The 12,916-nt window shown below is 66.1% G+C and carries 13 protein-coding genes; 9 read left to right on the top strand and 4 right to left on the bottom strand.

All coding sequences use genetic code 11. From position 1 onward, the window contains the following. Positions 1-30 precede the first annotated feature (30 nt). Positions 31-462: a DUF7606 domain-containing protein gene (locus RRU_RS10285; RefSeq protein ID WP_011389738.1), complete on the bottom strand. Its 432-nt coding sequence runs from the start codon at positions 460-462 to the stop codon at positions 31-33. Then, on the bottom strand, positions 459-818 hold the full coding sequence (locus RRU_RS10280; RefSeq protein ID WP_011389737.1) for a NifB/NifX family molybdenum-iron cluster-binding protein: 360 nt from the start codon (positions 816-818) through the stop codon (positions 459-461). Before RRU_RS10280 ends, RRU_RS10285 begins: the two co-directional genes overlap by 4 nt. A gap of 211 nt (positions 819-1,029) precedes the next feature. Between RRU_RS10280 and RRU_RS10275 the strand changes: the two genes are divergently transcribed. The 3 genes from RRU_RS10275 (at position 1,030) to RRU_RS10265 (ending at position 3,034) form a co-directional block, all read left to right on the top strand. After that, a complete protein-coding gene (locus tag RRU_RS10275) occupies positions 1,030-1,236 on the top strand; it encodes a DUF3126 family protein (protein WP_011389736.1) in 207 nt (68 codons plus the stop codon). Between the two features lie 105 nt (positions 1,237-1,341). After that, positions 1,342-1,842, top strand: a complete 501-nt coding sequence (locus RRU_RS10270; protein ID WP_011389735.1) for a YchJ family protein — start codon at positions 1,342-1,344, stop codon at positions 1,840-1,842. A gap of 58 nt (positions 1,843-1,900) precedes the next feature. Continuing rightward, a complete protein-coding gene (locus RRU_RS10265; RefSeq protein WP_011389734.1) occupies positions 1,901-3,034 on the top strand; it encodes a succinylglutamate desuccinylase/aspartoacylase family protein in 1,134 nt (377 codons plus the stop codon). Here the strand turns inward: RRU_RS10265 and RRU_RS10260 are convergent. Further along, positions 3,024-4,028: a mitochondrial fission ELM1 family protein gene (locus tag RRU_RS10260; RefSeq protein ID WP_011389733.1), complete on the bottom strand. Its 1,005-nt coding sequence runs from the start codon at positions 4,026-4,028 to the stop codon at positions 3,024-3,026. The genes RRU_RS10265 and RRU_RS10260 overlap by 11 nt on opposite strands. A gap of 159 nt (positions 4,029-4,187) precedes the next feature. Here RRU_RS10260 and RRU_RS10255 point away from each other — a divergent pair, with 159 nt between their 5' ends. From RRU_RS10255 to RRU_RS10230, 6 genes are all read left to right on the top strand, one after another. Next, a complete protein-coding gene (locus RRU_RS10255; RefSeq protein WP_011389732.1) occupies positions 4,188-5,546 on the top strand; it encodes a TrpB-like pyridoxal phosphate-dependent enzyme in 1,359 nt (452 codons plus the stop codon). 302 nt (positions 5,547-5,848) lie between these two features. After that, positions 5,849-7,711, top strand: a complete 1,863-nt coding sequence (locus RRU_RS10250; protein ID WP_011389731.1) for a thiamine pyrophosphate-dependent enzyme — start codon at positions 5,849-5,851, stop codon at positions 7,709-7,711. 3 nt (positions 7,712-7,714) lie between these two features. Continuing rightward, a complete protein-coding gene (locus RRU_RS10245; protein ID WP_011389730.1) occupies positions 7,715-8,332 on the top strand; it encodes an indolepyruvate oxidoreductase subunit beta in 618 nt (205 codons plus the stop codon). Between the two features lie 54 nt (positions 8,333-8,386). Then, positions 8,387-9,700 (top strand): phenylacetate--CoA ligase, encoded by a 1,314-nt coding sequence (locus RRU_RS10240; protein ID WP_011389729.1) that lies wholly within the window; start codon positions 8,387-8,389, stop codon positions 9,698-9,700. 194 nt (positions 9,701-9,894) lie between these two features. Beyond that, positions 9,895-10,272, top strand: coding sequence for a helix-turn-helix domain-containing protein (locus tag RRU_RS10235; RefSeq protein WP_011389728.1), 378 nt, complete (start codon positions 9,895-9,897; stop codon positions 10,270-10,272). Further along, positions 10,272-11,504 (top strand): type II toxin-antitoxin system HipA family toxin, encoded by a 1,233-nt coding sequence (locus tag RRU_RS10230; RefSeq protein ID WP_011389727.1) that lies wholly within the window; start codon positions 10,272-10,274, stop codon positions 11,502-11,504. Before RRU_RS10235 ends, RRU_RS10230 begins: the two co-directional genes overlap by 1 nt. Before the next feature lie 224 nt (positions 11,505-11,728). Here the strand turns inward: RRU_RS10230 and RRU_RS10225 are convergent, their stop codons facing one another. After that, positions 11,729-12,754, bottom strand: coding sequence for a LacI family DNA-binding transcriptional regulator (locus tag RRU_RS10225; protein WP_011389726.1), 1,026 nt, complete (start codon positions 12,752-12,754; stop codon positions 11,729-11,731). Positions 12,755-12,916 lie beyond the last annotated feature (162 nt).

Raw genomic sequence — 12,916 nt, 5'->3', positions numbered from 1 at the left:
TTTTCGCCGCCCGTCTCCACGGGCAATCCCTCAGCGGGTGGCGACCGCCATTTGGTGGACGGCGCAGTGTTTGGCCAGGATCAGGGTGATGGGGCGCTCGACGCCATCGATCACGGCGCGGTCGTCACGGCTGAGCACGCCGCCATTGGCGTTGAGCACGTTTTGCGGCGAGAGCGCTTCGATCGACCAGCGATAGCCATCGCCGGAGAAGCTGACCGAAAGCAGATCGTCGGCGGCGGTGTCATCGCGTTTGAGCGCCAGGGTGCGGTCCTCGAAGGCGACATTGGCGGCGACCGGCCTTTCGCCTTCGAAGCTATAAAGCACCGTCAGATCCTGCTCGTCGCGGGCGCCGCAGGAATATTGAACGGCGGTGCGCGAGGGGGTGCGGTCCTCGTCGGAACCGGCGCAGGCGGCAAGGGCCAGACAGGGGCCGAGCAGGGCAAGGGTGAAAAGCGGCTTCATGGCTGGCAGCATTCCTGGGCAAGGGGCGCGGGCGAGCTGGCCGGTTCGCCCGAGGCGACCTGCCGCGCCGCCTCGGTGGCGGGGATTTCAGCGCAAAACACCACCCTGACGCCACGCGCCTCCATGCGCGAGACGAAATGTCCGCCGGCCCCGGCGGTCACCACGACATCCAGGTCATACAGCGGATGGGGGCCGTCATCGCCGAAGGCGTGAAGAACCTTGTCGGGGGGAAGCTCGAGCCGGCTGGGCGCGCCGAGGGCGCCATCGGCCGAGGTCTCGAAGATCAGGAAATGCCGCGCCCGCCCGGCGTGGCCCGAGACGGTGAGGAAATCCTGGCTGCTGATGCCGATGCGCAAGGGAAAGGCCTCCCGGAAGGATCGATCCGCTGAAAGAATGCGCTTTCATCGGAGTGGCGCAAGGAAATTTCTGAAATTCGCCGCGCGTCGGCGTTGTTCTTGGCGGCGGATCGGCCTAAAACGCGCCCTGCGCCCGTCGACCGGCTTGTCCCCAGCAGGGGCCGGGGCCAGATGGCAGGGCATTTATCCCCCCCCTTCAGGGAGCATCCCGATGACCGCCGCCGAAATTCGCAAGGTCGAAGCCTATCTCCGCCGCACCTTCGCCACCGAGGCTTTGACCCTGACGCCGCCGCCCAAAGCCGGTGGCTCGTGCGAGGTCCTGCTCAAGGGCGAGTTCATCGGCACGCTGAACCGCGACGAGGACGAGGGCGAAGTGTCCTATGCCTTCAACATGGTGATCCTCGACCTGGATCTGTGAGCGCGCTATCGTTCCCAAACATAAAGTGAGGGCGGCGGCGCCCAAGCCGGCTTCGGCGCGGCGCCTGTCCGCTCGCGACGGTTTTTCCAAGAGAGGTATCTTACCGTGACCCAGGCGACCGACTGCCCCTGCGGCTCGGGCAAGGCGCTCAGCGCCTGCTGTGGCCCCTTGATCGATGGTCTTGCCGTGGCGCCCACCGCCGAAGCCATGATGCGCTCGCGTTATGTCGCCTTCAGCCAGGGCAACGCCGAGTATCTGCGCGCCACTTTGGCGACCGGCCACGACGATGATTTCGATCCCGAGGAAATCCGCGCCACCGCCAAGAACGCCCATTGGCAGGGCCTGGAAATCCGCAAGGTGACCGAGGGCGGCGCCGACGACGACGAGGGAACGGTCGAATTCATCGCCCGTTTCAAGATCGGCGGCCGGTCGGTGCTGCACCACGAACGCTCGCATTTCCTGCGCGAGGACGGTCAGTGGCGTTGCGCCGATGCCGAGATGAACCCGACCGAGCCGCCGCGCTCCGTCGTCAAGATCGGCCGCAATGATCCCTGTCCCTGCGGGTCGGGCAAGAAGTACAAGAAGTGCTGCGGGGTCGCGGCCTAATACCCCAACGGCGGCCAACGGCCTGAGGCCAGCGGTTTGAGGAAAGGGATCTGCCAGTATGGTTGAACGGATCTCCCTGCCTTTGCCCGGACCGACGCCGGGCACCAGCCGCGCCCTTGGCGGTCTGCGCTATGGCCGGCGAGGGGCGCGGCCCAAGGCCTATCTTCAGGCGGCGCTGCATGCCGATGAACTGCCCGGGGTGGTCGTTCTTGACCACCTCGCCCGGCTGCTCGACCGGGCCGAGGCCGAGGGGCGGATCACCGGCGAGATCATCCTTGTGCCGCTGGCCAATCCGATCGGCCTTGGCCAAAGAATCGGCGGCATGGCTTTCGGGCGCTTCGATCTGGACGGCGGCGGCAATTTCAACCGCCATTACGGCGATTACGCCCCGGCGGCCCTGGCTGTGGCCGAGGACCTTGGCGCCGACCCTGGGGCTGATGCGGCCCGGGTGCGCGAGGCCCTGAGCGCCGCTTGGGCCGGGACCAAGCCGCCACCCGGCGAGGTCGCCGCCCTGCGCCACACCCTGCAGGGGCTGGCGCTGGACGCCGATCTGGCCCTTGACCTGCATTGCGATCTGGACGCCGTGGTTCATCTCTATGGCGCCACCGCCGATTGGCCGGCGGCCGAGGATATCGCCCGGCTGCTGGGGGCGGAGGCGGTGCTGCTGGCCGATCACTCGGGCGACCAGCCCTTCGATGAAAGCCTGTCGGGGCCGTGGACCGCCCTGGCGGCGCGGCGCGGCGCGCCTTTGCCCGGGCGCTGTCTGGCCTTGACCGTGGAACTGCGCGGGGCGGCCGAGGTCGATGACGCTCTGGCGGCCAAGGATGCGCGCGCCCTGGCCGAGGTGTTGACGCGGCGCGGCCTGATCAGCGGCGCGGCCGCGCCCTTGCCCGAATGGCGGGGCCGGGTCTGCCCTTTGGCCGCCGTTGACATGGTGGCCGCGCCGGTCAGCGGCGTGATGATCTACAGGCGCCCCGTCGGCGCGATGGTCGAGACCGGCGAGGTCATCGGCGAGATCCTTGATCCCTTGGCCGAAGGCGCGGCGCGGCGGGTTGGCGTGCTGGCGGGAACGAGCGGCCCGATCTTCGCCCGGCTGTCCGATCAGCGTTTGGTGCGCGCTGGCGATATCGTCTGCAAGATCGCCGGCCAGGAGCCCTTGGCCCACCGCACCGGCACTCTGCTTACGGCGTGAGGCCCAGGGCCTCGCGGCGGCGGGCGAGCAGGGTGCGGACGATGGCGGCGCAGCGCGCCGTTTCATCCAACGGCGCCGGCGGGGCCCAGGGCTCGAGGGTTCCGGTGAAGGGGCGGGCATAGCCGCGGTCGCGCATCAGGGCATGGAAGCGCTTGAAGCGCCTGGAGCCGCCTTGCAAGGCGATGGTGTAAACCGGCTTGCCGGAAAAACACGCCTCGGACACCATCGAGACGCTTTCCTCGGTCACCAGCAAAACATCGGCCAGGGCGAGCATGGCGAAATAGGGGTTGTCGCCAACGCCATCCCAGACCAGGGCGCCCAGCGGCTCCAGGGTTTCGCGCAAGATCGCCGCATTGGCTGCCCCGGTGCGCCGCGAGGGCGTGACCACCAGGCCGACGCCGCGCGCGGCGACCAGATCGGCCAGTTGTCGGGCCAAACGCCGGGTGTCCTCGGCTTCCAGGCGATAGGCGCCGCTAGTGCCGCCAACCAGCACGGCGACCAGCGGCCGGGGCAGGGCGGCGAAGCGCGCCCGGAAGCGCTCGGCCGCTTCGGCGAGTTTGGCCGGGGTGATCTTGTGCAAGGCGCCCAGGCTTTGCACGACATTGGCCGCCGCCACCCCATCGTGTTCGGGGGCGATGACCAGATCGAAATTCTCGAAGGGAACCAACGGGTTCTGGATATGGACCGTCAGGGTGCGTCCGCCAGAGGCCCGGCGCAGCGCGATCGACAGGGCGCCGCTGCGCCGGCCGCTGGTGACCAGCACCTCGGGCCAGGGCGGGGTGAAGGCGTCGGAACCGGGACCGCAAAGCGTCTTGATGCCCAAAGGCGCCGCCCAATGGGTGGGCAGCCAGCGCCAGGGCTTGGGCACATGGATGACCTTGGCGACCACCGGCAGGCCGATGGCTTCGGCCAGACCGATCGCCTGATTGGTCATCCCGGCTTCGCCGGTGGTCACCGCCCAGGTTAGCGGCGCCAAGGCGGGCTGATCGCTCATAGGGGTCCTCGCTGGAATCGCCCGGTGCTTTTCCGGCGCACCCTATCCCCCGGGCCGGGCCCGGGCAAGACGATGGTTTCGCGCTCGCGCTTTGCAAGCCCGGCCTCGGAGGGGTAGAACGGGCCGTCCGACGCCTATCCGTCCAAGGGAAATAACGAGATGACCGAGAGTACCAAATACCTGCTGTCCGAAGATCGGTTGCCCAAGGCCTGGTACAATCTGGCCGCCGATCTGCCCGTGCCCCTGCCGCCGCCGCTCAACCCCGGAACGCTGAAGCCATTGGTCGCCGATGATCTGGCGCCGATCTTCCCGCGCGCGGTGATCGAGCAGGAGATGAGCGCCGAGCGCTGGATCGATATCCCCGAACCGGTGCGCGAGGTGTATCGCCTGTGGCGGCCGTCGCCGCTGATCCGCGCCCGGCGGCTCGAGCGCGCCCTTGATACCCCCGCCCATATCTACTTCAAATACGAAGGCGTGAGCCCGGCGGGCAGCCATAAGCCCAATACCTCGGTCCCCCAGGCGTTCTATAACCAGCAAGAGGGCGTCAAGAAGCTGGCGACCGAAACCGGCGCCGGCCAATGGGGCTGTTCGCTGGCCTTCGCCGGATCGCTGTTCGGCCTGGAAGTCCAAGTGTTCATGGTCAAGGTGTCGTTCAATCAGAAGCCCTATCGCCGGGCGCTGATGGAAACCTATGGCGCCACCTGCATTCCCAGCCCCTCGCCGCTGACCGAGGCCGGCCGCGCCATTCTGGCCCGCGACCCGGAGTCCAACGGCTCGCTCGGCATCGCCATTTCCGAGGCGGTCGAGGTCGCCATCGCCCATGACGACACCAAATACGCCCTGGGCAGCGTCCTCAATCACGTCTGCCTGCATCAGACGGTGATCGGCGAAGAAGCGCTGTTACAGATGGAGATGGCCGGCGACGAGCCCGATGTGGTGATCGCCTGCACCGGCGGCGGCTCGAACTTCGCCGGACTGGCCTTCCCCTATATCCGCGAGAAGATCAAGGGGCGGTCGATCCGCATCGTCGGCGTCGAACCCCATTCCTGCCCGACCCTGACCAAGGGCCGCTATGCCTATGATTTCGGCGATACGGCCAAGCTGACGCCCTTGATGAAGATGCATACCCTGGGCGCCACCTTCATGCCGCCCGGCTCGCATTCCGGCGGCCTGCGCTACCACGGCATGTCGCCGATGGTCAGCCACGTCAAGGAACTGGGCCTGATGGAGGCGCGGTCCTATCACCAGACCGAATGCTTCGCCGCCGCCCTGCAATTCGCCCGCAACGAAGGCATCGTTCCCGCACCCGAGTCTTCGCATGCGGTTAAGGCCGCCATCGACGAAGCCTTGCTGGCCAAGGCCGAAGGCAAGGCGCGGACGATCCTGTTCAATCTGTCGGGCCACGGCCATTTCGACATGCAGGCCTATACGGATTATTTGGCCGGAAAGCTCAAGGACCGGGTGTTCGACGACAGTCTGCTTGACGAAGCCTTGGCCGATCTGCCGGTTATCGACTGATCCCGATCGCCGGTTTCGGCGTGAAAGCCTCGCCCCCCGGGAGCCCTTGATCGGCGGCTCCCGGGGGGCTTTTTTTCATAAGACCTTAATTTCTTTATAATTTTACGCCAAAAGCGGGTGGCCTTCCGGGTGTTGGTAATATTCTTGCGCAATCTATGGTCTTGGGAGTCGCGATCCACTGAAAATGGCTCTCAACGGCGAATTTTCAATCACAGAGGCCCTACTTGGCGCAAGGTTAAGGTTGTTGGCTGGGGGGAAACTGTTTAGTCATAGGCGATGAAGCTCCAAGGCATAGGGGGAGTATGCCCGTGACCGTTCTCAACCGGGTTCTTGCCGGAACCCGCCCGCTGATGTCGGGCAATGAGGCCGTTGCCCGCGCCGTCTGGGAATCCGGCGCCGCGCTCGCTTCGGCCTATCCCGGCACGCCATCGACCGAGATTCTCGAATCCCTGGCCCTGTACCCCGATATCGTCGCCCAATGGGGCGTCAACGAGAAGGTGGCGCTAGAAACCGCCATCGGCGCCTCGCTGACCGGGGCGCGGGCCTTCTGCGCCATGAAGCACGTCGGCCTCAACGTCGCCGCCGACGCCTTGATGAGTCAGGCCCTGGCCGGGATCCATGGCGGGCTGGTGATCGCCGTCGCCGATGATGTCGGGCTGTCGTCAAGCCAGAACGAGCAAGACAGCCGCTATTGGGGGCGCTTCGCCCATCTGCCGGTGCTCGAACCCGCCGACGCCCAGGAGGCCTATGCCTTCACCCTGGCGGCCTTCGCCCTATCGGAGCGCTTCCACACCCTGGTCATCCTGCGCCTGACCACCCGGGTCTGCCACGTCAAGGCCCTGGTCGCCACCGGCGAGCGCCAACCCCACGCCAGCTTAGGCTTCGCCCGCGATCCCAAGCGCTGGGTGATGCTGCCCGCCCATGTGCGGGGGATGATCCCGGTGCAGATCGCCCGCGACGCCGCCCTGGCCGCGCATGCCGAGGAAAGCCCGCTGCTCTGCGAGCTCGAAGGCGATGATCCCAGCATCGGCATCATCGCCAGCGGTCCGGCGGCGCTGTCGGCGCGCGAGGCCTTTCCCGAGGCGCCGCTGCTCAAGCTTGGCCTTGGCTATCCTTTGCCCATCGAGCGCATCCGCGCCTTCGCCGCTGGCGTTGGCAGGCTTCTGGTGGTTGAAGAGACCGAGCCGCTGGTGGAAACCGAACTGCGCGCCCAGGGCATCGCCGTCACCGGCAAGGATCTGCTGCCGCGCTATGGCGAGCTGTCGGTGGCCGTGCTGCGCGGCGCCCGGGCCCGCTTGCGCGGCGAGGCGGCGCCGGCGGTGGCGGCGCCCATTGATGTGTTTCCCCGGCCGCCGACCATGTGTCCGGGCTGTCCCCATCTGGCGCCGTTCTATTGCCTGTCGCGCTTACGCGGGTCGCTGCTGATCAGCGGCGATATCGGCTGCTACACCCTGGGCGCCGGCCAGCCCTGGCAGGCGATGGACGCCTGCACCTGCATGGGCGCCTCGCTGACCCTGGCCAATGGCATGGCGGTGGCCAAAACCGGTGACGACGCCGAGAAGGCGGTGGTCGCGGTGATCGGCGATTCCACCTTCTTGCACATGGGCATGCAGGGCCTGCTCAATCTTGTCTACAACCGGGCCAATGTCACCGTTCTGCTGCTCGATAACCGCACGGTGGGGATGACCGGCGGCCAGGAGCATCCGGGCACCGGCTTTGATATCCACGGCGATCCGGCGCCCCGCGTCGATTTCGTCGCCCTGGTCCAGGCGCTGGGGGTCAAGGCCGAGCGGGTTCACAGCGTCGATCCCTATGACCTGCCCGGTTTGTTCAAGCTGATCCGCAGCGAGACGGCGGTCAATGATGTCTCGGTGATCCTGACCAACCGTCCCTGCGTGTTGACCGATCGCCACCATTCGCGCCCGGCCCTGGGCGTGGTCGAAGCCGAGTGTACCGGCTGCGGCGGATGCCTGCAGGTCGGCTGTCCGGCGATCCAGGTGGTGCGCCGCGATCGCGTGATGACGCCAAGCGGTCGGGAAAAGGAGCGGGCTTTCGTCACCATCGACAGCGCCTTTTGCACCGGCTGCAACGCCTGCGTCGGGCTGTGCGCGCCCAAATGCATCCAGCCGCTGGCGGCGATGTCTGAACGCTGCGAAGGGGTCTGAGCGATGAGCGTGACGAATATTCTGCTCTGCGGCATCGGCGGCCAGGGCGTGCTGACCGCCGCCGAACTGTTGGCCCAGGCGGCGGTGGCCGAGGGGCATGATGTCAAGAAGACCGAGGTCGCCGGCATGGCCCAGCGCGGCGGGGTGGTCACCTCGCATCTGCGCTTCGGCCCCCGGGTGCTCGCTCCGGCCATTCCGCCGGGCGAGACCGATCTGCTGATCGGCTTCGAGGTCGCCGAGGCCCTGCGCTGGTGTGGCGAGCTGCGCGCCGGGGGGCGGGCGGTGGTCAGCACTCTGCGCGTCAAGCCGCCGGTCGTCCACCAGGGGCTGTTTGCCTATCCCGAGGATCCGGTCGGCCAATTGCGCGGGCGGATCAAGGGGGTGCTGGCGATCGACGCCCGCACCCTGGCCGAGGATCTGGGATCGATGAAGCTGATGAACACGGTGATGCTGGGCGCGGTGGCCGACGATCTGCCGATCGCCGCCGAAACGCTGCGCGCCCAGGTGGTCGCCCGTTTCCAGGCGCGCAAGCCGGCCCTGGCCGAGGTCAACGGCCGGGCCTTCGATGCCGGACGGGCGGCCGCCCATCGGGCGCGCGCCGAGGATGCGGCGGCCGAGTGAGCTTTTTGCGGGCGGCGCGGGGGAAAGGCGCCGCTGATCTTTGAGGGGGGACCGATGCATATTTCCAACGATGGCTATATGTTCGCGAAAGATCGCGAGACGATGCCGCGCGAGCACCTCGCCGGCCTGCAATTCGCCCGTCTCAAGGACACCCTGACCCGGGTTTACGCCAGCGTTCCCCATTACCGACGGGCTTTCGAGGCCAAGGGGGTCTCGCCCGAGGATCTGAACACGCTTGAGGATCTGGCGCGGTTCCCCTTCACGGTGAAGGACGACCTGCGCGAGGCCTATCCCTTCAAGCTGTTCGCCGTGCCGCGCGATCAGGTGGTGCGGCTCCACGCCTCGTCGGGCACCACCGGCTTGCCCACGGTGGTCGGCTATACCCGCGCCGATATCGACACCTGGGCCGGGCTGATGGCGCGCTGCATCGCCTGCGCCGGTGGCCGGCCGGGCGATATCTTGCATAACGCCTATGGCTACGGCCTGTTCACCGGCGGTCTGGGCGCCCATTACGGCGCCGAGGCCCTGGGTTGTTCCGTGGTGCCGATGTCGGGGGGCAATACGGAAAAGCAGATCCTGCTGCTCAAGGATTTCGGCGCCAATGTCGTGTGCTGCACGCCATCCTACGCGATCAATCTCGCCGAGGAGGCCGAGCGGCGGGGCGTTGATCTCAAGGGCGGACCCTTGCGGGTGGGGCTGTTTGGCGCCGAGCCCTGGTGCCAGGGCATGCGCCTGGAACTCGAGGAGCGCCTTGGTATCCGCGCCATGGACGTGTACGGCCTAAGCGAGATCATGGGGCCGGGCGTCGCGGTCGAATGCGCCGAGCAGGCCGGTCTGCATGGCTGGGAGGATCATTTCCTGTTCGAGGTCATCGACCCGGAAACCCTGCGGCCGCTGCCCGTGGGCGAGCAGGGGGAGTTGGTCATCACCACCCTGACCAAGCAGGCCCTGCCGATGATCCGCTACCGCACCCGCGATATCACCCGGCTGTCGGACGAGCCTTGCCCCTGCGGCCGCACCCACCGGCGCATCCTGCGGGTGACCGGGCGCAACGACGACATGATGATCATCCGCGGGGTCAATGTGTATCCCTCGCAGCTGGAAGCGGTGATGGTCGGCCGCCCGGGCCTCGCCCCCCATTACCAGCTGATCTTGCAACGCGACGGCTCGCTGGACACCCTGACCGTCGAGGTCGAGGCCCGCGAGGGGCTGCCCTGCGACGACTACGACGCCATCGGCCGCGACCTGGGCCGCCATATCAAATCCCTGGTCGGCGTCACCGCCCGCATCATCGTGGTGCCCCCGGGCCAGATCGCCCGCTCGCAAGGCAAGGCCGCCCGGGTGCGCGATCTGCGCAAACAGTATTAGGGGGGGGCGCAGAAGGGGGCGGCCGAGGCTGTGGCTCAGCCACAGGGGGGCTTTGCCCTCCTTCTGCCCCAGATATCGAAACAAGACGCTCACGCTGCTAGGAGGACGCGGGCTGGAAGTCTTGATTGTGACTATAACTAGTCATATATGATTAGTTATGAGCTATATTGCGTCAGATATGATGAGTGACTGAGATGGGGTCTCCCAAGGCGAAACCAGCACTGGAACGGCTGGGCCAGGATATCCGCAACGCGCGTCTCCGGCGCGGCATCGCCGTGGCGGATCTTGCCGTGCGCGCGGGAACCTCGCCAAGTTCCATCGCCCGCCTTGAACGGGGTGATCCCGGCGTTGCCATTGGAACGCTTGCCGACGTTCTGCTTGTTCTAGGCCTTCTGGAGCGGCTCGCCGACCTAGTCGATATCCGCAAGGATGATCTGGGGCTGGCGCTGACAGCAGAGCACGGACCGCGCCGGGGCCGCTCCTTCGCGGCAAGGCTGAGAAAGCAGAAGGCTCAGGCGGAGGAAAAGCAGGATCGGCGGGACGTTGTGGACCCTGACGGGGCTTCCTTCTGATGGTCGATTTCGTCGCCCACGTCGCGCTTGGCGAAAGCCGAACATCGGTGGGCCAAGTGCGTTTCACCCATACCGGGCCGCGGCAATTCTCGACCTTCACCTATGGCGCTGAGTGGATCGAAAACCCGCGCGCCTTCGCCATACAGCCCGATTTCCCTCTTGAGGCCGGTCCATTCCACACTTCGGGACAGCCTGGCACCATGCGCGACGCATTGGCGGGCGTTTTCGCCGATGCGGCTCCGGACAGTTGGGGACGCAGGCTGCTCGAACGCGCCTATGGCAATGGCCTCAACGAATTCGAGTATCTGACGCTTTCCGACGATGCCTGCCGGCAAGGTGCGTTGCGCTTTCTGGATGACAAGGGCGAGGTCATTCGCGGTAAGGCAGCGGACGCCGTTCCGCGTCTGGTCGCTCTCGAAACCATCACGGCGATCGCGCGAGCCTATGAGCAAGGCAAGGAAATCTCGCCCGAGGAGATGCAGACGCTGGCGGGCGCCGGCGGCTCCGGCGGCGCCCGCCCCAAGGCCAATGTCAGGGACGGCGATGCGCTGTGGCTGGCAAAGTTCACCTCGGTCCACGATCAACAGCCGATCGAGCGCGTTGAGGTCGCGACGCTGCGCTTGGCGGCGGCCTGCGGCATCCGCACGCCCGAGGCACGGCTGGAACTGGCGGACACACCGTTCCCCGTTGCGCTGATCCAGCGGTTCGACCGACGCGGAGCCGCACGGATACCCTATATCTCAGCGCGCACCGCACTCGGCAAGACGGGGGCGGAACTGGGATCCTATACCGAGATCGTCGATTTCATGCGGTCTTATTCACCTAATCCCTCTGACGATTTCCGCGAACTCTATCGGCGTCTGATCTTCACCATCCTCGTGTCCAACAAGGACGATCACCTGAAGAATCACGGCTTCCTTTATGTGGGGGCGGGGCAGTGGCGCTTGTCGCCGGTGTTCGACGTGAACCCGGCGCCGGATCGCACCCCGCATCTTGAGACGGCGATCCTTGAGGGCGGGGCCCATGATCGGTCGATCAACCTTGCACTGGAAGCCTGCGCGTTTTTCGAGATTCCCGAGGCCGAGGCACGGGATATCATCCGGACAACGGCGCAGCGTGTTTCGGGCGGATGGCGGGAAGCCTTCAGACGGGTTGGCGTTTCTGGCACGCTGGCGCGCGATTATGAGCCGGCCTTTGTCCATGATCAGATAGAGGAGGCACTCAAAATATAGTCATATATGACAAGTTATGATCCTTTATCTGTCAGATATGGCGATAACCAGACAGATAAGGAGGGATGGAAAATGGTATCGAAGACACTACGGAGTGGCGGGGCGCCAGGGGAGGTTGGTATGGTTGCTGGGGTGGACTTGAACCGGGGGTGATGCGGGGACCGCCATTTTATGGATTCGAGAACAGTGCGGAGTGAGTCATAAAGCGGGCCCCAATTTTTTAACTAAAAACTCCGCTCGTCCAAGGCGGGGGCGCTTGAGCCGCGGATGATCGCCCGGCCCTTGAGCACGATCTGCCGGGGGGGCAGGGTGGGATCGGCCATGCGGTCGCGCAGCAGGGACATGGCGGCGCGGCCGATGGCTTCGATCGGCTGTTCGATCACCGTCATTCCCGGTTCGACCAGTTCGGTCCACAGCTCGTTATCGAAGCCGGCGAGGGCGATGTCGTCGGGCAGGCGCAGCCAGGCGCGGCGGACGGCGCGCAGGGCGCCGATCAGCAGCAGGCTGTTGCTGGCGACGATCGCCTCGGGCGGCTCGGGCTCGCTCAGCCAGCGGCTGACGGCGACCTCGGCGGCTTCGGCATGGGGGGCGATGGCGCAGGCTTTGGGCTCCAGGCCGTAAGCCCGCATGGTGTCGTCATAGCCCCGGCGGCGTTCGACGCCGGTGGCGCTGGTCTTGCCAAACAGCCCATTGATGCGCCGATAGCCGCGAGCGTGGAAATGATCGACCAGGGTGGCGCAGGCGGCCTCGTTGTCGAGCACGACGCTGTCATAAAGGCCCTGGGGCCCGGCGCGGTCGACAAGAACGACGGGAAAATCCAGGGGGGACTGCGGCGGGTGGTCGAGATAGGCCAGGGTCGGGGCGAAGATCACCCCGCTCACCCGCTCTTCCTGCATCAGCCGCAGATACATCGCCTCGCGCTCGGCGTCTTCGCCGGTATTGCACAAGATCACCCGCAGCCCCGCCTGATAGGCGGCGTCTTCCACCGCCCGCGTCAGGGCGGTGAAAAAGGGGTTACCGATATCGGCCAGGATCAGGCCGACGGTTCCGCTCTCGCGTGAGCGCAAGCGCCGCGCCGAAAGATTGGGCCGATACCCGGTTTCACGGACGGCGGCCTCGACTTGCTGGCGCAAAGGCTCGCTGATCGGCCCGCGACCCAGGGCGCGCGACACCGTCGAGGGCGAGACCCCGGCATGGCGGGCGACATCCTTGATGCTGACGGTCATCGGTTTCGCATCATTGTCATCCATGGTCCCCCCTTCTTTTTAACCTAGCCCCTTGAGATGGGAAGGATAAGGAAGATTTATATCTTCTCCGAATTGGTTTTTGACAAAATTTGTGAAATCGTTTTCACTCCATTCGGTGAAAATCAGGCCAGGGAATGAAACCGGCTTTCGCCGGTTTTGCGGAAG

The organism is Rhodospirillum rubrum ATCC 11170 (assembly GCF_000013085.1).
Taxonomy (GTDB): domain Bacteria; phylum Pseudomonadota; class Alphaproteobacteria; order Rhodospirillales; family Rhodospirillaceae; genus Rhodospirillum; species Rhodospirillum rubrum.
The sequence above is the reverse complement of the archived record's forward strand: the minus strand, read 5'-3'. Positions and strand labels throughout refer to the sequence as shown.